The following is an 18296-nucleotide window of genomic DNA, read 5'->3' on the forward strand; positions in this document are numbered from 1 at the left end:
ATTATCATTTTGCTATAATGAAAATCTCTTATAATTGGCTTAAACAATTTATTGATACAGATAAAACTCCTGAGCAACTATCGCAGATACTGACCGGCATCGGGCTGGAAGTGGAAAGCCTGGAAAAAGTACAGGCTATCCCTGGCGGACTGGATGGTTTGGTGATTGGTTATGTAAAAGATACCCGTCAGCACCCGAATGCAGATAGATTGAAAATTACCCAGGTAGATGCGGGAACAGGTGCAGAATTGCAAATAGTATGCGGCGCGTCAAATGTGGCACCCGGACAGAAAGTAGTGGTGGCTACAGTTGGTACAACTGTTTATCCAACCAAAGGCGAACCATTTAAGATCAATAAATCTAAAATACGTGGTGAAGAATCCGAAGGGATGATCTGTGCTGAGGATGAGATCGGCCTGGGCGAATCTCACGAAGGCATCATGGTGCTGGATGCAGACGCTCCAATAGGTGACCTTGCTAAAGATTATTTCAAAATAACTGACGATTACCTGTACGAGATCGGCCTGACACCAAATCGTGCCGATGCCGCTTCTCATTTAGGAACCGCACGCGATATAGCCGCCTTCATCAAAACGCATATCAATAAGCCGGATCTTTCTGCATTCAAGGTAGACAACACCAACCGCCCGATAGAGGTAATAGTTGAAAACGCTGTGGCTTGTCCACGATATTCAAGTCTGACTATTTCAGGCGTCGAAGTAAAAGACTCACCAAAATGGTTGAAAGAGAAGTTGAGCGTAATCGGAGTTCGTTCCATCAATAATATCGTCGATATCACGAATTACGTACTGCACGGATTGGGGCAGCCTTTACATGCTTTTGATGCAGATGCGGTAAAAGGTAATAAGGTGATCGTTGGCACCTGTCCGGAAGGAACAATATTCAAAACATTGGATGAGGTAGACCGCAAGTTATCTGCCGATGATCTGATGATCAATAATGCCGAGTCGCCGATGTGTATTGCAGGTGTGTTTGGTGGTATTGGTTCGGGAGTAAAAGAATCTACCAAAAACATTTTCCTCGAAAGTGCCTACTTTAACCCGGTTTGGGTGCGTAAGACATCTAAAAGACATGGCCTGAAAACAGATGCCTCTTTCCGTTTTGAGCGTGGTACTGATCCGAATATTACGGTTACAGCATTGAAATATGCTGCCTTATTGATCAAAGAATTGGCAGGCGGAACAATATCTTCTGAGATATCTGATATCTATCCAAATCCTGTTGCGCCATTTGAAGTAGATATTATTTACAGAAATGTCGATAGGTTAATCGGTAAGTCAATCACTCATCAGGAGATCAAATCGATCATCAAAGCACTGGATATCGAGATCGTTAGCGAGTCAGAAGAAGGACTATCATTAAAAGTTCCTCCATATCGTGTAGATGTTACCCGCGAAGTAGATGTGATTGAAGAAATATTGCGTATTTACGGTTATAACAATATCGAAATTCCTACCCAGATACGTGCATCACTGAATAATTCAACCCGTCCTGAGAAGGATGATGTGCAGAACGTCATATCAGACATACTGAGTGCGAATGGCTTTAATGAGATTTTGTCAAACTCATTAACCAAATCGGCTTATTCAAATAACCTCGATACCGCAGTAAAAATTCTGAACCCTTTGAGCAGCGACTTAGATGTGATGCGCCAAAGCATGCTTTATTCAGGCTTGGAAGCTATTGCTTACAACCAAAATAGACGGAACGCCGACTTGAAATTATACGAGTTCGGTAAGGTTTACAGTGTAAAGGATGACAAGTATACCGAAACACAGCGTTTCTCTATATTCCTTACTGGCGCCGATAAAGAAGAGCAGTGGAATCAGAAACCGCAGCAATTCTCGTTCTATAGAATAAAAGCGGTTGTAGATAGCTTGGTGCAAAGGTTAAATATCCGCGATTACACAGTTGAAGATGCTACCTGTAGCAAGATGGCGTTTGGATTGCAATATATGCGTAATGGCAAACAACTGGTTAAGTTCGGCGCGGTTAATAAAGATGCGTTGAAGAAAGTTGACGTCGACAAAGAAGTTTTCTATGCCGACTTTAATTTCGATATGGTATTGTCTGCAGTAAAGAAGAATAAAATTGTTTACCAGGAGGTATCGAAATTTCCGGCAGTACGCCGCGATCTGTCAATGTTGGTAGATACACAGGTTACTTTTGGGCAATTGAAGCAGATTGCGCAAAAAACCGAGCGTAAGTTGCTGAAGGATGTAAACGTGTTTGATGTGTACCAGGGTGATAAATTGCCGGCAGGCAAAAAGTCATACGCTTTAAGTTTTACTTTACAAGACGAAGAAAAAACTTTGACAGACAAAACAATAGATAGTATAATCCAAAAATTAATTTATAATTTCGGAAAAGAAGCAGGAGCGGAGATACGGAAGTAATTAGTGAATGACTGAATTAGTGAATGAGTGATTTGCACAAATTCAAAACCATTCACTAATTCGCTAATTCACTAAATCACTCATTAAATAAATGACAACAGCCGACCAGTTAAATAATGTACTAGCAAAAACCGAACGCCTGATAGAGCTTTGCTCTGTGTTGCAGGAGGAAAATGATTTATTGAAACTGGAAAATCAGTCGCTTGATACCGCTTTAAAGGTGAGCAAAAATAAGGTCGACGAATTAGAGCAGAAGATGAAAGTGCTTAAGATGGCGAAGTCGTTTTCGGAGACCAACGAAAAAACTCTTGACATAAAGCAAAAAATTAACGAATTTGTGCAAGAAATTGATAAGTGTATTGTATTACTGAAAAAGTAGTGCAAAAAGTGAATCGCTCAAATGGGAGAAATCTCCATAAAAATAAATATTGCTGACAGAGTTTACCCCTTAAAGGTAAACATGGAAGAAGAAGAAATTATACGCAGGGCAGCTAAGCTGATCAACGACCGGATAAAGGAATACCAGGAAAATTATGCGGTCAGGGATAAACAGGATCTGCTTTCGATGTGTGTGCTGCATTACGCAACATCCTCATTAAAAGCGGAAAAGAAGGTGATGGTAGAAGACACGGAGGTGGCGGATAAGGTATATCACTTGGATCATCTGCTGTCTGAATTTTTCTCGAAGTAATAACGTTCTTTACACATAATGAGCAAAATAAGATTTAACCGCAGTTAAATTTTAGGTTTCACTATTAAAAACTTAACGCTTCAATATCCGCGGATCAAGAAGGTATACGTTACTTCCTCACGAGTATTTAACGAAGGCCCGGTCCCAACACCCGATTTGAGGTTTTCAATACATGACACTTAAAAATTAGTTGCGGTTTTTTATTTATATAAACTTAAAAGATGATCATAGTACTATACATCGTAATTGGGCTACTGGCCGGTGTCCCGACAGGGGTTGTCATAGGCCGGTACATGCTTAGAAAGCTCTTCAAAGACCAGGAGCAGGCAGCCCAGACCAAAGTGAAAAAGATATTGAAAGACGCCGAAAACGACGCTGAAATATTAAGGAAAAACAAATTGCTCGAGGCTAAGGAAAAATTCCTGCAAATGAAAGCCGAGCACGAGAATGAGATCAACTCCAAAAACAGCGCGATCAATCAGCGCGAAAATGGTGTAAAGCAGAAGGAACAATCGCTCAACCAGCGTCTTGAAAACACATCCCGCAAGGAAACTGAACTGGATAACCTACGCAAGAACCTGGAAAGACAAACCGAACTTGCTGTTAAAAAGCAGGAAGAAGTAGAGCATCTGAAACAGCAGCACGTAGAGCAATTGGAAACCATTGCCGGTATTTCTGCCGAAGAAGCCAAAAATCAGCTGGTAGACAACCTGCGTGAAGAGGCCCGCACCAAAGCCATGATGCAAATAAAAGATATCGTGGATGAGGCTAAGCTAACTGCTACCAAGGAAGCCAAAAAGATCGTTATTCAAACCATACAGCGTACGGCTACGGAGAGTGCCATTGAAAATACCGTTTCCATTTTCAATATCGAGAATGACGAGATCAAGGGCCGTATCATTGGTCGCGAGGGCAGAAACATACGTGCACTGGAAGCAGCTACCGGTATTGAAATTATTGTAGACGATACTCCGGAAGCAATTATCCTTTCTGGTTTTGATCCGGTTCGTCGTGAGATAGCCCGTTTGGCCATGCACCGTTTGGTGACTGACGGTCGTATTCACCCGGCGCGTATCGAAGAGGTGGTTGCCAAAACCAAAAAGCAGATAGAAGAAGAAATCGTAGAAATAGGGGAGCGCACCGTGATCGACTTAGGTATACATGGCTTGCATCCTGAGCTGATCCGTATGGTTGGCCGTATGCGTTACCGCTCTTCTTACGGACAAAACCTATTGCAGCACTCACGCGAGGTGGCTAACTTCTGCGCTACCATGGCTGCTGAATTAGGCCTGAATGTGAAACTGGCAAAACGCGCAGGTTTATTACATGACATCGGCAAAGTGCCCGATGATAATCCCGAATTGCCTCACGCAATCTTGGGTATGCAACTGGCCGAGAAATTCAAAGAACATCCGGAAGTATGCAATGCTATCGGTGCTCACCATGACGAAATAGAGATGACTTCTATGCTGTCGCCAATCGTTCAGGCTTGTGATGCTATTTCAGGTGCTCGTCCTGGCGCTCGCCGTGAAGTGGTTGAAAGCTACATCAAACGTTTGAAAGAACTGGAAGAACTGGCTTTGTCCTATCCTGGCGTAGAAAAAACCTTTGCGATACAGGCTGGTCGCGAACTGCGCGTTGTGGTTGAAAGCGAAAAGATATCTGATGCACAATCAGAAATTTTAGCTGCTGATATCTCCAACCGTATCCAGACCGAAATGACCTATCCTGGCCAGATCAAAGTAACCGTGATCAGGGAAACCAGGTCGGTTGCTTTTGCAAAATAAGAGCCTCACACCAAACCCCTCTCCAAAAAGGAGAGGGGCTTATATTTTTATTGTGGCGAATAACAAATCTTCAAGTAAAGCTGCTCCCGTTAAGGCCATTACCCGGCCAATTGATCGGTATTTTGATCAGTATGCTGAGCATCACCAAAATCCGACCAATAAGCTGATCCATTGGATATGCGTGCCGCTGATCGTGTTCAGTATATTCGGTTTGGTTTGGGCTATTCCGTTTCCTCATCTAAAGTTTTTAGGTTCTTATAATGGGTATTTTAATTGGGCATCGTTCCTTATTGCAGCCGTTATCTATTACTATTATAAACTGTCGCCTACGCTATCCTATTTTATGCTGTTTGTGCTGATGGGCTTTAGCTATGGAGTTATTAAACTGGACGATTGGCAAAAGGCAGGCGGCCCCGCCATGTGGCTGGTATGCCTTATTATATTTGTAGTAGCCTGGGTTGGACAGTTTATCGGTCATAAAATAGAAGGTAAGAAGCCTTCTTTTATAGATGATCTGAAATTTCTGCTAATCGGGCCGATATGGCTGCTGCACTTTATCCTCAAAAAGCTTTCGATCAGATATTAATCAGATCAAATGCTATTCAGCACGATTATCTCGATTGCATCTGTTACATTTTTGCATTTATTGGCCGATGCTTCCAATGAAAACAGGATATCCCGGTGTTTGATAAGCTTAATGGCGTCTTTTTCCTTCGCAAAAAGATCCGCTAAGGCATGAGAGTAAATTAAATCGGTACGATGCTCATAGTCCTTCGTCAGGCGGCATGAGGCCAGCATACCTTCGGTATCAACTATTTTGCTTAGTCCGCTAATCAGCTTTTGCAGTTCGATGCATGATAGCTTGATATATTTCACAATCTCCCGAATTGCGGGTATAAATACATCAATTTCATATAGGTTAATCCTGCCGGCCGCTTCGTGAATATTATCGGCTACATCATCGATGGCCGATGCCAGTATGTGGATGTCCTTGCGATTAAGAGGAGTAAAGAATACCTTATCTAATCCAAGGTAAACCTTGTGTGTAATGTCGTCACCGTTTTCTTCTAAAGTGTTGATTTGCTTAAATAGTGGCTCGCGCTCAGCAACAGATTCCGTTTCCACAACAGCCGAAAGCAACTCAGACATCTGCACAATATTCTTCCCCGCCTGATTAAAAAGTCCATAAAATAAGGCCCGGTGCGAGAAAAAATCAAAAAACAGGTTACGCATATTAGGTATATAATTCTAAATACGAAATTACCTGCTGAGTATTAAGGCATCATTAATCTAAGTCAATCTAATGTTAAGTAATTGTTATTTTATAATAAAGACGCTTTTTTATATAAATTATTGATTTAAAGTTATTTATGATTTGATTAACTAATAATTTAATCGATTTCATTTCTAATGAATTGTTTAGTTAGATTAAACTTAATGTTGGCATAATATTACCAAATGTTAATCATGTGTTAACATTAAGGTAATGCAGGCAATGCAATTTTGACCCGAAATTTAATTTAACCTCACCAGACATGGAAAGAAAGTTTACAAAATTTACGGGTTCAATCTTAATGTTGATCCTTTTATTGGTTGGCTTTAATGCAAAAGCGCAAACCAATTTCGCTTCAAATGAGAAGCTTAAAAAAGAAACTGCAAAGAAAGATTCTGCAGCTACTACACTGACTGAAACAAAAGCAACTGCAAAAGCACAGGAAGACACTTCATGGAAACCTCAAAGAAGAATCTGGGGTTATACATTTGGTGATTTCTATTATGATGCACACGCTGATCAGAAAACTGGTGTACGTGGTCCGGAAACCAACTACGCAGGTGTTCCAACTTACAGAAATGCATTCCAGTTCCGTCGTATTTATTTAGGTTACGATTACGATATCACCAAGAAATTCAAAGCAGAATTCTTGTTAGCATCTGAGCCAAGCGCAAATACCGGTGTTGCTAACGCTAACACTGCTACCGTTCAAAATGGTGATAACCTGGTTGACGGTAAAATGGCTTTCTGGATTAAGAATGCTAACTTACGTGTAAGAGATCTTTGGAATGGTACTGACTTCGTGATCGGTGAAATGAGCACCCCAGGTTTCGCATTAAACGAACCAGGAACTAACGGTCCTAACTCACTTTCTGAAAGTACCTGGTCTTACCGTTCAATCGAAAAGACTATCACCGACTTCCATAAAAACAACTCTTATGACGTTGGTGCAGCTTTACAAGGTACATTCGATCCTAAAACCAAAAACTTTGGTTACGTGTTAATGGTTGGTAACAACAGTACTTCAAGCTTATTATCAGCTTCTAACGCCAATACCGGTTTCTACAAAATATTCTACGGTGATATCTGGGGTAAATTCCTGAACCAAAAATTGTATATCGATATCTACGCTGACTATGCAAGAACGCAATCAGCTACTGCTTCAGTACCTGGTCAGGAACACAACATGTTCAAGATATTTGCTTCTTACACCACAAAACCAATCACTTTAGGTGTTGAAGCTTATACCCAAAAAATCGGTGCTGGTGTAAACAGTGTTACTACTGCTACTCCTCCGGTTACAACTCCAGAAGATGCAACTGTACAAGGTCTGTCAGTATGGGTAAGAGGTCCAATTGTTAAAACTCTGAACTACTTCGCTCGTTTTGACACTTACAACCCTGATACTAAGTTTACTGCTCTTAATAACTATACAGTAAATACCAACTACGGTTCATACACTCCGCTTTATAAAGAAACATTCTATACTGCAGGTTTAGATTATAACCCAACCAAGAACGTTCACTTTGAGCCAAACTTCTGGTTAACTAATTTCAAAGATCAGAGAGACCCAAGTTTGACTACCCGTGTAGCTGATGACCACACTTTAGTGTTCCGTCTAACCTTCTTCTATACTTTCGGTAAATAAGAAATAAGCATTTAAAAGAGCAAAAACGCAAACCATGAAAATAATTAAAAGTCTCAAATTAGCAGTTGTTGCAGTAGCAGCATCATCCTTCGCACTATCAGCTGCGGCACAGGATAACACACTATTGGGCGCAGGTAGTACATTCGTGTACCCGCTGTTCTCAAAAATATTTTCAAAATACACTGCTTCAAAAGTAAACTACCAATCAATTGGTTCAGGTGGCGGTATATTACAGCTGACTAACAAAACTGTTGATTTTGGTGATTCTGATGCTCCTTTGAATGAGGATCAAACTAAAAAGATGAGCGCTCCTGTTCTGCACATCCCAATGACTTCGGGTGCTGTTGTTGTTACTTACAACGTACCAGGTGTTAAAGGTGGTTTGAACTTAAGCGGTAAAGATCTTGCTGATATTTTCCTGGGTAAAATTACCAAATGGAACAGCCCTGAGATCGCTGATGCTAACAAAGGTGTAGCTCTTCCCGATCTTCCGATCGTAGTTGTTCACCGTTCAGACGGTAGCGGTACCTCGTTCATCTTTACTGATTATTTAACTAAAGTAAATGCAGATTGGGCTAAAAAAGTAGGTAAAGCAAGCGCCGTTAACTGGCCGGCTGGTTTAGGTGGTAAAGGTAGCGAAGGCGTTGCAGGTTTAGTAAAACAAACTCCGGGTGGTATCACTTATGTTGAGTTGGCTTATGCTAAACAAAACGGTATGGCTTTCGCAAACATCCAAAACAAAAGCGGTAAATACATCGCTCCAACTATCGAAGCTACTACTTTAGCTAGTAATGTAACTATCCCTGCCGATTCAAAAGTGTCTATCACTAACACTGACAATCCTAAAGGTTATCCAATTGCCAGCTTTACCTGGGCTTTGATCTACAAAGAACAGAATTACAATGGCCGTTCAAAGGCCCGTGCTACTGAACTGTTGAAATTATTGTGGTACAATGTTCACCAGGGACAAGCTGAGTGCGCTCCTTTGAACTATGCACCGCTTTCAAAATCAGCTGTTAAAGCTGCTGAGGCAATTTTGAAATCAGCTACTTACGACGGTAAACCAATTTTATAATTAAAAAACAGAATCAGGAACCAAGAACCAAGAATCAGGATAAGGTGTTCCATCCAAAACAAATCTTGACTCTTGAATCTTGGCTCTTGACTCTTAAGTATACCAATTACCAGCCCCTGCAATAGGGTGCTGGTAATTGTTTTGTAAAGCATAACCAACATTTTATGAAACCATCCTTCGCAAACGCCGACAATGCGGCCGGCACCAATATCCAGGATAGCTTCGTTTCCCAAAAGCAGGTTAAAGTGAAAAATTCAAGATTAAGTTTATCCGATAAGCAATTGAAATGGGAAATCTCATTCAAGAAGCTGCTGATCATTATGAGCGCCGTTTTACTGGTGCTTGTACTGGGTGTAATGGTAACGCTGATTGTTGAGTCGTTGCCTTCAATAAAAGCATTAGGTATCGGGTATCTGTGGGGGAAAGTATGGGATCCGGTAAGTAATGTCTATGGAGCTTATCCATTTTTGATCGGTACGCTGTTAACTTCATTCATCGCGCTGATCATTTCAATACCTTTTTCATACGCCATTGCTATTTACCTGGGCGAATACAACCCGAAAGGATGGCTTTCTGACTTGTTAAAAAATACGATCGAACTGATCGCAGCAGTGCCCTCTATTATTTATGGTTTCTGGGGTTTATTTGTGTTGGTTCCGATTGTACGTGCTCTCGAGATCAAGTTCCATGTGCTGCCTTACGGTATCGGTATCTTCACTTCATCACTGATACTTGCTGTAATGATCATTCCTTATGGTGCATCATTGGGTATCACACTGATTAGAATGGTACCAACTCCATTAAAGGAGGCCGCTTATGGATTAGGCGCAACACGTTTTGAAGTGATACGCAAGGTGATTATGCCGTTTACCCGTTCTGGTTTATTTGCAGGTATATTGTTGTCATTGGGTAGAGCTTTGGGTGAAACCATGGCTGTGACCATGCTTATCGGTAATACCAGCGCTGTACCAACCAGCATTTTTGCGCCGGGTAACACTATGGCCAGCGTTATAGCCAATGAGTTTACTGAGGCTGATCATACTGAATATTTATCCGCGCTTATCGAGCTCGGTTTGGTACTGTTCCTGGTAACAGTAGTAATTAACCTGATAGGTAAAAGAATTATCTCACGCGTTACAAATAACTAAGGCATGGAAGCAAAAATTGGATTCAGAAACGTAAAGAGTTTGGCCTTCAAAGGGGTTATTATCTTTTTTGCATTTGTAATTACCGTGCCTCTGATTATCATATTGCTTTATATCATTAAGCAAGGCGCGGCACAAGTTAATTGGCATTTCTTAACAAATGTGCCTGCACCTGTTGGAGAGAAGGGGGGCGGTATTATCAATGCCCTTGTCGGTAGTTTTTTGATGGTAGTTATGTCGTCCGTTATCGCTATTCCAATCGGGATGATGGCAGGTATTTACCTGAGTGAAAACCCACGCACCAAACTGGCATATTATACAGGTTTGTGCGTTGATATATTACAGGGCGTTCCATCTATTGTAGTGGGTATCGTGGCTTACTTCTGGCTGGTAAAGCCTTTGGGAACTTTCTCAGCGCTATCTGGTAGTATCGCTTTAGCCATCATGATGCTTCCGATAGTGATCAGGGCCACAGAGCAAACATTGCTGATGTTGCCGCCGTCATTAAAAGAAGCAGCATTATCATTAGGTGTACCTTATCACCGTGTAATCTTAAAGGTGATTGTACCTTGCGGTTTTGCAGGCATCTTGTCTGGTATCACTTTATCAATAGCCCGTGTGATCGGTGAAACAGCGCCATTGTTGTTTACCGCCTTTGGTAGCCCTTTCCTGTCGGCTTCTTTGAAGAAACCTATGGAAAGTTTGCCTCACTTAATATATACCTATGCCACCAGTCCGTATGACGACTGGCACGACCTGGCCTGGGGTGCATCGTTCATATTGTTAGTATTTGTTTTAACCCTAAACATAATCACGAAAGTGATGACAAGAAAATGGAAAGTACAATTGTAAGCGCTGAAAATATCAATGCATATTATGGTGATAGTCACGCCATAAAGAATGTAAACATCAAGATCAACAAGAATGAGGTTGTTGCGATGATGGGCCCATCAGGCTGTGGAAAAACAACCTTCCTGCGTTGCATTAACCGCATGCACGAGCTGATCCCTAATGCAAGGGCTGAAGGAGTGATGAAATTGGATGGTGAAGACGTTTATAAAATGAACGTAATTTATGTTCGCTACAAGATCGGGATGGTATTTCAACGTCCTAACCCATTCCCGAACCTAAGCATTTATGAAAACGTGATAGCCGGTTATTTGTTAAACGGTATTAAAATGTCAAAAGCTGATAAAGATGTTATCGTTGAGAAATCATTGACCAGTTCTGCACTTTGGAATGAGGTAAAAGACTCTCTGCACAAAAAAGGTACTTTCCTTTCAGGTGGTCAGCAACAGCGTTTGTGTATTGCACGCGCCATTGCCATGCAGCCTGAAGTGATCCTGTTTGATGAGCCAACTTCGGCGCTTGACCCTATTTCGACCTCGAGCGTTGAGAACCTGTTCCACGAATTGAAACAGAATTACACCCTGATCATCGTAACACACAACATGCAGCAGGCAGCCCGTGTAAGTGACAGAACAGCGTTCTTCTATTTGGGCGAACTGGTGGAATTTGATGATACCAAGATCATGTTCACCAATCCGAAGGATCAGCGTACACAGAACTATATTACCGGAAGGTTCAGTTAATAGATTGGCCTTTTAGGTTTTGAATTAGAGAATTAGAAATTAGCGTTTAATTTATTTAGAGTTTTAAAAGCATGACACCCATAGAAACCGAAATTGTCGCTCTTAAAAAAGAATTGGCTAACATGTGGATCCTTGTTCAATCACAATTGAGCAAAGCACGTGAAGCTATGGTAAATTTCGATAAGGACCTTGCGCGCGAAGTATTGGTGAAAGAGAAAAGGGTTAACTCATTCGAATTAAAGATCGACCGCGATTGCGAAAACATATTTGCACTGCATTGCCCCGTAGCCATCGACCTGCGCTTTTTATTAGCTGCATTGAAGATCAACACCAACCTGGAGCGTATCGGCGATATCGCTGCCGGCGTGGCAAAGTATGTGATCGATTCCACTGCAGGATTCGATAAAAAAGTATTGGAAGCTACCGACGTAATACGTATGTACGACGAGGCCATCAATATCGTTATTGACACCCGCACGGCCTTTGAAAACGAAGATACCGCCCTGGCAAGAAGCGTATTTAAGCACGATGAAATGCTGGATGCTGTAAACCGCAGCGCAAATGCTAATGTTGGCGCTGTGATTAAAGAGGATATTACTATGCTGAATGAAGCATTATTTATGCTTTCGATCATCCGCAAGCTGGAGCGTATCGGCGATCAGTCTAAAAACATTGCTGAAGAAATTATCTTCTACGTAGAGGCCAAGATCCTGAAACACTCAGGCGCCTCAAGAGCAAAACAATAAAATTTGATATTGTGATTTTTGAAAAAGGTGCCAGTTGGGCGCCTTTTTTGCTTTTCTTAATGTATCGTCCTGAAATAAAATGGAATTAATTTATTTGAATAGGCAAGAATGTCATTTCCGGGGTTTTAACAGTATCGTTTCCTATGCAACGTACAACCTTGAATCTGGCGACTTTATTAGCTGGACACATCACCCATTTTATTTCATCTAATGGGCCTATGCCTTTAAATTTCCAAAGAGCCATAGTGCAGGATGAATCAAGCCAGCGTACGTTGACAAGAAGATTGTGATCTTTTCCTTTGCAAGTAAAAACAGTCCTTCCATTCTTCTCATTGCTCACGCGGACTATTTTAAAAGCCTCGGGATCTTCAAAATGGTCAGCCCAAGTAAGTTTGTTCCCCGAAACGACCACATAAGGTATCCTTTCTTCACATGGGTCATAAAATACGTATCCACTGGAGTCTCTTTCTAAAGAGTACCATTTGTTTGTAATAGGATTATTATGAACTGCGTGTTTTTGAGCTTTACTGGTTAGAGAACAAGCTACGAGCGCTAAAGTAATTGTAAATTTATAGTTCATGATCTTAAGGCTTAAGCATTTTATTGATTGACCACATAACCACTACAACTAATGCAACTTCTACAACCAATTATAACCAACTCACAAGTTTTTCCCTAGCTTCTCTAAAATATCCTGGGGTACTTTCTGCAGGTCAAGTACAAGGAAACCATCCAGGCAATCAGCAAATTTTGGATCGATATTAAAGCAGATGATCTTTGCGTTGAGCGAGATATACTGGCGTAACAACACTGGCACTTTCATACTGCGCGTTTCCACTTCTGATATTAAATTGTCGAGCCCTTTGAAGCTGTCTTCGCCAGCCATCAGCAGATCAGTATCGATACTCGAGAAATCAACCCTGAACTTTTTACGCGGACGCACATATTGCGCCAACTCTTCGTCGAAATGGTTACGATTGATGTAATCAACTATTAACGACTTGGAGAATTTTGAGAAACTATTGCTGATACTCACCGGACCGATGAGGTAGCGGTAACGTGGGTTATCAATAAGGTATTTTAAAATGCCTTTCCACAACAGGAACAAAGGCAATGGTTTTTGCTGATATTCTTTGCGGATGAATGAACGGCCCAACTCAAGACTTTTCCTAAGTACCGGCATAAATTGTTCCTTGATCTTGAACAATTCATTGATATAAAAGCCCTTTTTGCCGTAGCTGTAAAATATTTCATCACCCAAGCCAATTCTGTAAGCTCCGACAATAACTTTTGCATCGATATCCCAGATAAACAGGTGATTGTAATAAATATCATATTCGTCCAGGTCGATGCTTTTATTGGTGCCTTCGCCTATCTCTCTGAAAGTCAGCTCGCGCAAACGACCTATTTCCCGGATCACATTCGGGATGGACGCTGTAGGAACGATAAATACTTCATAATTCTTTTCAATCCAAACCCGGTAATTCTCCCTTAGCGGCTCAACTTCTTTTTCAAGTACAGACGATGGTATTTCCGGAACAATATCCTCTACCTCTTTCTTGATCTTGAAAAGATTACGCGGATTCAATATTTTTTTATCCTCTTCCAACCCAGTACCTAAAGCATAGGTACGAGCCCGTAAAAAGTTGAGTAGTTTAGTAGGGTTGTTACTATCCGGAATATCCTCGATATTAATAGGCTTGCCTATGCGTAGCTTAATGGTATGCCCCTGTTTGTTAAATAATTCAGAAGGCAGCTTGGCTGTCCGCAACGCCGGATGGATCATACTTAGCAGGTTGAAAAGCAAACCATTGTTGCCATGAAAATAGATGGGCACTACAGGTACTTTTGCTTTGGCAATGATCTTACCCACAACCGGGTGCCACATACGGTCGGTTACCTGTTGTTTATCTACCTTAAAAGTTGAGACCTCACCAGCCGGAAAAATGCCTATTGGTGTACCGTTACCCAGCATCTCCAAAGTGGTTTTTAAACCGCTGATGCTCGATGAATGATCGATATTTTCAAAAGGGTTTACGGCTACAAAGTAATCGGCGAGGTTAGGAATCTTTTTAAGCAGGAAGTTGGCCATTACTTTAGCATCAGGCCGCACCATACAAAGCATTTTCAGCAGCACCATACCTTCAATGCCGCCATAAGGGTGGTTGGCGATGGCAATAAAGCTACCTTCTTTGGGGATATTCTTCAGCTCACGTTCGTCAAACTCAATACTTACGCCGCATCCTTCCAGTATAGCGTCCACAAAATCAGGTCCTTGCTTGGGTTGGGCTTGTGCAAACAGCTTGTTTACCTGGTTTATTTTCATCACCTCCATCAGCAAAGCTGCCAGTCCGGGCATTTTCAGCTTATCCAGTTTGGTAGCCTTTGCAAACTCTTCAGTGCTTATAATCTTCATTTAGTTCTACAAAAAGTATCGATGGATTTTAATCCATTAAATATGCTAAAAATTTCTTTAATTTACAGTCGTATCGAGCTAAACCTTAATGAGATCAACTCTGAAAAAATACTTCTCCATTACTAAAAAAGAATGGAACGGAATGGTGGTATTGGTTATTTTGATCGCGCTTGTTCTGGCTGCACCTTACCTTCTCCAACTGTTCCGCAAAGATACAACAATTAACCCTGCCGAATTTAATAAAGCTGTTGCTATACTTAACAAAGCCCAAAAGTCGCAAGGCGATGATGACCAAACAAATGCTGTACCAGTCTATAAAAAAGTAGCAGATAATGTAATAATTGAGTTAAACTCAGCCGATTCTGCAAAGCTTACCGGACTAAAGGGCATTGGCTCATCCTTCGCTAGGCGTATAGTAAATTACCGCAACCGTTTAGGGGGATTTATAAATAAAGAGCAGCTTAAAGAAGTGTTTGGTATGGATGATGACCGTTATGCCGAAATGCAAGCGCAGGTATCGGTTGATCCGTCGCATATTAAAAAGATCCACATCAATAAAGTTGACTTTGACGGACTGAAGCATTTTCCTTATCTTACTTTTAAGCAAATGAATGCCGTTATCCAATTTCGTGAGCAGCATGGTGATTATACCTCTTTGAATGACATGCGCAACATTGCGATATTGAATGACGAAATTTTGCGTAAAATTGAGCCTTATATTGATTTTAAATGATAGAGCAGCAGATAAAAGACGCCATACGCGATATCCATGATTTCCCGAAACCCGGTATCGTATTTAAGGACATCACACCGATACTGAAAGACCCCGTGCTTTGCGAAAACATAGTCGATGCCTTTATTGAAAAGCTGAAAGGCATCCGAATAGATGTGATTGCCGGAGTAGAGAGCCGCGGATTTTTATTTGGGTTGACTTTGGCAACACGTCTTGGTGTACCTTTTATCCCGGTTCGTAAAGCAGGTAAGCTGCCCTATACCATCAAACAAAAAGCTTATAAACTCGAGTACGGTACGGCTATTATCGAAATGCATGTTGATGCCTTTGAACCGGGCCAACATATTTTGATACATGACGACTTACTGGCAACAGGCGGCACCGTAACCGCAGCTAGTGAGCTCATTACTGAGATGGGCGGCATCATAGCAGGCTTTGCTTTTGTAGTTGGCTTAGGTTTCCTGAATGGCAAAGAGCGCATCCAACCCTGGAGCGATAATATTATTGTACTGGCGGACTACTAATTGTCTGAACCATGATTCACAGGATTAAAGGATTGTCTTGATTTATCTTTCCTAATCCATGCATCGCGTCTCTACGAGCATTCTGCAAATTCTCAAATCCTGTAAATTCTGATTCAGACAATATTTTTCATTTTTCTGTCTTAAAATCAGTTTGTTATACATAACTTTAATTAAGGTTTTTCAGTCGGACCCACCGAAACCTTATTCTTCGAATATGCCCAGTAAACTCAATAATTAACCTAATTTTTTACTGTTATGAAAACCAATTATCAATCTCAGTCAGACCAGCGCCGCAATTTCCTGAAACAGGTTGCAACAGGTGCCGCCGTATTAGGTACTGGAATATTAGCCAGCCCACTCTCATTAGCTGCCGAAACTGTTCCGGCCACCAGTGCATCAGATGCCGACGAGTGGTTTAAGCAGGTAAAAGGTGTGCACAAAATTGTATTTGACGTTACCGGCCCAAATGGCCTGATGCCTTTTGCCTGGCCAAGAGTGTTTACACTTACCAACGCGGCTACCGGAACACCCGAAAAGGATTGCGGTGTGGTTGTTATCCTGCGTCACAATGCCATTCCCTATGCTCTAAATAATGATCTATGGGCCAAGTATAAATTTGGCGAAATGTTTAAGATTATGGAAGAGGATGGCAAAACGCCCGCCACCAAAAATCCTTTCTGGCAACCTGCGCCTGGTACGTATAAAGTGCCGGGAATAGGCCCTGTGCAGATCGGTATAAATGAGCTGCAGGATACCGGCATTAAATTCTGTGCATGCGGAATGGCAATTACTGTATTTTCCGCTGTGACTGCAATGCAAAGCAACGGCGATGCAAACACCATTAAAAACGAATGGATTGCAGGATTACTGCCTGGTGTTCAATTGATGCCATCCGGTGTTTGGGCGGTTGGCCGTGCGCAGGAACATGGGTGTGCTTATTGCTTTGCAGGATAAGCTAGCTATTAAAATTCGTGTCATTGCGAGGCGTAAGGCGGATTGTGTGTGCCGCGCAACAGCCTGTCCCGAATTTATTTCGGGAAAGCAATCGCATGCTATACAGGGCCAATATGCATAGTCTGTGATTGCTTTTTCACCCCTCAGGCCGTTCATTGCAATGACATAAAGTTTATTTGCCTTTAAAATCTATACTTATAGACATCTCATGCCCCGTACCTTAAGTTTAATACTATTGATAGCTGCCATTACCGTTGCAGTAAGCATGATTGCCTGCGAAAAGCATGACAAGAATGTCGCGACTACAAAGGAAGTCAAACCGGTAAAACCAAAATGGATCATTCCTGATACCAGTGAAATAACTGATCCTGAAGAAGCCAAACTGATCAAATACGGGCGCTCGCTTATTATAAATACCTCTTACTATTTTGGTCCAAGGGGCGTAATCGCCCATAAAAGCAATGGTTTAAATTGCCAGAACTGCCATTTGAATGCAGGAACTAAACTGGATGGCAATAATTTCTCGCTCACAGCAGTTGGTTATCCGCGTTTCAAAGAACGGAGCGGTTCGGTAGAGACGATAGTAAAAAAAGTGGAGGACTGTTTTGAGCGTAGTCTCAGTGGCAGTCGCATAGATAGTAACAGCCGCGAAATGAAGGCTTTTGTGACCTACTTAACCTGGATAGGAAAGAACGTGAAGAAAGGCACTAAACCGGTAGGTTCGGGCATTGAGGAACTGGCTTTTCTGGACCGTCCGGCAGATACGGCGATAGGCAGGGCAGTGTATGTATCCAAATGCCGGGTCTGTCATGGTAAAAATGGTGAAGGATTGTTAAATGCATCGGGGACAGCTTACACTTATCCGCCATTATGGGGTGAACATAGCTATAACATCGGCGCCAGTATTTACCGGTTATCCAAATTTGCAGGATTTGTAAAGCATAACATGCCTTACAATGCTGATAAAAATGCCCAGCTTACAACTGATCAGGCATGGGACGTGGCGGCATTTGTGAACTCTCAACCCCATCCTTATAAAAATATGAATACCGACTGGCCAAAACTGGCTACCAAGCCGTATGATTATCCCTTTGGTCCTTATGCTGATAGTCAATTCAGTAAAGATCAGCGTAAGTACGGGCCTTTTGGGCCTATAAAGAAGTATTATCCGGGGTTGGGGAAGAGGTAGTCGGAGTAATCTGCACGGCGTTTTGACTCACCCGGTCATTGCTACGCTCGACCACCCTCTCTATGGCAAGCCATAAAGAGGGGATTTATTTTTCTTTTAAACCCCT

18 protein-coding genes are annotated in these 18296 nt (G+C 41.8%); 15 read left to right on the forward strand and 3 right to left on the reverse strand.

Annotated elements, in window-relative coordinates:
• Window positions 1-17: 17 nt before the first annotated feature.
• From pheT to VIM89_RS22820, 5 genes are all read left to right on the forward strand, one after another.
• Entirely contained in the window at window positions 18-2417 is a 2400-nt protein-coding gene (pheT, locus tag VIM89_RS22800; protein ID WP_488158503.1) for a phenylalanine--tRNA ligase subunit beta, read from the forward strand.
• 91 nt (window positions 2418-2508) lie between these two features.
• Window positions 2509-2796: a hypothetical protein gene (locus tag VIM89_RS22805; RefSeq protein ID WP_488158504.1), complete on the forward strand. Its 288-nt coding sequence runs from the start codon at window positions 2509-2511 to the stop codon at window positions 2794-2796.
• Window positions 2797-2817: 21 nt separating this feature from the next.
• A complete protein-coding gene (locus VIM89_RS22810; RefSeq protein WP_488158505.1) occupies window positions 2818-3108 on the forward strand; it encodes a cell division protein ZapA in 291 nt (96 codons plus the stop codon).
• Between the two features lie 221 nt (window positions 3109-3329).
• Window positions 3330-4895 (forward strand): ribonuclease Y, encoded by a 1566-nt coding sequence (gene rny / locus VIM89_RS22815; RefSeq protein WP_488158506.1) that lies wholly within the window; start codon window positions 3330-3332, stop codon window positions 4893-4895.
• Between the two features lie 52 nt (window positions 4896-4947).
• On the forward strand, window positions 4948-5481 hold the full coding sequence (locus VIM89_RS22820; RefSeq protein WP_488158507.1) for an Mpo1 family 2-hydroxy fatty acid dioxygenase: 534 nt from the start codon (window positions 4948-4950) through the stop codon (window positions 5479-5481).
• Window positions 5482-5486: 5 nt separating this feature from the next.
• On the opposite strand, the gene VIM89_RS22825 is transcribed toward VIM89_RS22820, so the two are convergent.
• Window positions 5487-6128, reverse strand: coding sequence for a DUF47 domain-containing protein (locus VIM89_RS22825; protein WP_488158508.1), 642 nt, complete (start codon window positions 6126-6128; stop codon window positions 5487-5489).
• A 302-nt stretch (window positions 6129-6430) separates the two neighbouring features.
• Here VIM89_RS22825 and VIM89_RS22830 point away from each other — a divergent pair, with 302 nt between their 5' ends.
• The 6 genes from VIM89_RS22830 (at window position 6431) to phoU (ending at window position 12374) form a co-directional block, all read left to right on the forward strand.
• Window positions 6431-7816: a hypothetical protein gene (locus tag VIM89_RS22830; protein ID WP_488158509.1), complete on the forward strand. Its 1386-nt coding sequence runs from the start codon at window positions 6431-6433 to the stop codon at window positions 7814-7816.
• A gap of 34 nt (window positions 7817-7850) precedes the next feature.
• Complete coding sequence (gene pstS, locus VIM89_RS22835) at window positions 7851-8891, forward strand: phosphate ABC transporter substrate-binding protein PstS (RefSeq protein WP_488158510.1); 1041 nt, start codon at window positions 7851-7853, stop codon at window positions 8889-8891.
• Between the two features lie 164 nt (window positions 8892-9055).
• A complete protein-coding gene (gene pstC, locus VIM89_RS22840) occupies window positions 9056-10039 on the forward strand; it encodes a phosphate ABC transporter permease subunit PstC (RefSeq protein WP_488158511.1) in 984 nt (327 codons plus the stop codon).
• Window positions 10040-10042: 3 nt separating this feature from the next.
• Window positions 10043-10888 carry a phosphate ABC transporter permease PstA gene (gene pstA, locus VIM89_RS22845; protein ID WP_488158512.1) on the forward strand — a complete coding sequence of 282 codons (846 nt, stop codon included), beginning with the start codon at window positions 10043-10045 and terminating at the stop codon, window positions 10886-10888.
• The gene (gene pstB / locus VIM89_RS22850; RefSeq protein ID WP_488158513.1) at window positions 10870-11628 is read left to right on the forward strand and encodes a phosphate ABC transporter ATP-binding protein PstB; all 759 of its coding nucleotides are present in this window, start codon (window positions 10870-10872) and stop codon (window positions 11626-11628) included. The genes pstA and pstB overlap by 19 nt, the downstream gene beginning before the upstream one ends.
• 71 nt (window positions 11629-11699) lie before the next feature.
• Complete coding sequence (phoU, locus tag VIM89_RS22855; RefSeq protein WP_488158514.1) at window positions 11700-12374, forward strand: phosphate signaling complex protein PhoU; 675 nt, start codon at window positions 11700-11702, stop codon at window positions 12372-12374.
• An 85-nt stretch (window positions 12375-12459) separates the two neighbouring features.
• On the opposite strand, the gene VIM89_RS22860 is transcribed toward phoU, so the two are convergent.
• Both VIM89_RS22860 and VIM89_RS22865 read right to left on the reverse strand, forming a co-directional pair.
• Window positions 12460-12954, reverse strand: a complete 495-nt coding sequence (locus tag VIM89_RS22860) for a hypothetical protein (protein ID WP_488158515.1) — start codon at window positions 12952-12954, stop codon at window positions 12460-12462.
• 81 nt (window positions 12955-13035) lie between these two features.
• Complete coding sequence (locus VIM89_RS22865; RefSeq protein ID WP_488158516.1) at window positions 13036-14790, reverse strand: bifunctional lysophospholipid acyltransferase family protein/GNAT family N-acetyltransferase; 1755 nt, start codon at window positions 14788-14790, stop codon at window positions 13036-13038.
• Window positions 14791-14878: 88 nt separating this feature from the next.
• Between VIM89_RS22865 and VIM89_RS22870 the strand changes: the two genes are divergently transcribed.
• The 4 genes from VIM89_RS22870 to VIM89_RS22885 all read left to right on the forward strand — a co-directional run bounded on the left by VIM89_RS22870 (window position 14879) and on the right by VIM89_RS22885 (window position 18190).
• Window positions 14879-15523, forward strand: a complete 645-nt coding sequence (locus VIM89_RS22870) for a ComEA family DNA-binding protein (RefSeq protein WP_488158517.1) — start codon at window positions 14879-14881, stop codon at window positions 15521-15523.
• Complete coding sequence (locus tag VIM89_RS22875; protein ID WP_488158518.1) at window positions 15520-16047, forward strand: adenine phosphoribosyltransferase; 528 nt, start codon at window positions 15520-15522, stop codon at window positions 16045-16047. Before VIM89_RS22870 ends, VIM89_RS22875 begins: the two co-directional genes overlap by 4 nt.
• Window positions 16048-16302: 255 nt before the next feature.
• A complete protein-coding gene (locus tag VIM89_RS22880) occupies window positions 16303-17001 on the forward strand; it encodes a twin-arginine translocation signal domain-containing protein (RefSeq protein WP_488158519.1) in 699 nt (232 codons plus the stop codon).
• 208 nt (window positions 17002-17209) lie between these two features.
• Window positions 17210-18190, forward strand: coding sequence for a c-type cytochrome (locus VIM89_RS22885; protein ID WP_488158520.1), 981 nt, complete (start codon window positions 17210-17212; stop codon window positions 18188-18190).
• Window positions 18191-18296: the final 106 nt, after the last annotated feature.

The organism is Mucilaginibacter sp., assembly GCF_036568825.1.
Taxonomy (GTDB): domain Bacteria; phylum Bacteroidota; class Bacteroidia; order Sphingobacteriales; family Sphingobacteriaceae; genus Mucilaginibacter.

Bases quoted from the DNA above. Each gene is read 5' to 3' on its own strand.
- pstA (WP_488158512.1), top strand. From the start codon at position 10,043: ATGGAAGCAAAAATTGGATTCAGAAACGTAAAGAGTTTGGCCTTCAAA.
- VIM89_RS22860 (WP_488158515.1), bottom strand. From the start codon at position 12,954: ATGAACTATAAATTTACAATTACTTTAGCGCTCGTAGCTTGTTCTCTA.
- VIM89_RS22885 (WP_488158520.1), top strand. From the start codon at position 17,210: ATGCCCCGTACCTTAAGTTTAATACTATTGATAGCTGCCATTACCGTT.
- VIM89_RS22805 (WP_488158504.1), top strand. From the start codon at position 2,509: ATGACAACAGCCGACCAGTTAAATAATGTACTAGCAAAAACCGAACGC.
- pstC (WP_488158511.1), top strand. From the start codon at position 9,056: ATGAAACCATCCTTCGCAAACGCCGACAATGCGGCCGGCACCAATATC.
- VIM89_RS22830 (WP_488158509.1), top strand. From the start codon at position 6,431: ATGGAAAGAAAGTTTACAAAATTTACGGGTTCAATCTTAATGTTGATC.
- pstB (WP_488158513.1), top strand. From the start codon at position 10,870: ATGGAAAGTACAATTGTAAGCGCTGAAAATATCAATGCATATTATGGT.
- VIM89_RS22810 (WP_488158505.1), top strand. From the start codon at position 2,818: ATGGGAGAAATCTCCATAAAAATAAATATTGCTGACAGAGTTTACCCC.
- VIM89_RS22875 (WP_488158518.1), top strand. From the start codon at position 15,520: ATGATAGAGCAGCAGATAAAAGACGCCATACGCGATATCCATGATTTC.
- phoU (WP_488158514.1), top strand. From the start codon at position 11,700: ATGACACCCATAGAAACCGAAATTGTCGCTCTTAAAAAAGAATTGGCT.
- pstS (WP_488158510.1), top strand. From the start codon at position 7,851: ATGAAAATAATTAAAAGTCTCAAATTAGCAGTTGTTGCAGTAGCAGCA.
- rny (WP_488158506.1), top strand. From the start codon at position 3,330: ATGATCATAGTACTATACATCGTAATTGGGCTACTGGCCGGTGTCCCG.
- VIM89_RS22825 (WP_488158508.1), bottom strand. From the start codon at position 6,128: ATGCGTAACCTGTTTTTTGATTTTTTCTCGCACCGGGCCTTATTTTAT.
- pheT (WP_488158503.1), top strand. From the start codon at position 18: ATGAAAATCTCTTATAATTGGCTTAAACAATTTATTGATACAGATAAA.
- VIM89_RS22870 (WP_488158517.1), top strand. From the start codon at position 14,879: ATGAGATCAACTCTGAAAAAATACTTCTCCATTACTAAAAAAGAATGG.
- VIM89_RS22880 (WP_488158519.1), top strand. From the start codon at position 16,303: ATGAAAACCAATTATCAATCTCAGTCAGACCAGCGCCGCAATTTCCTG.
- VIM89_RS22865 (WP_488158516.1), bottom strand. From the start codon at position 14,790: ATGAAGATTATAAGCACTGAAGAGTTTGCAAAGGCTACCAAACTGGAT.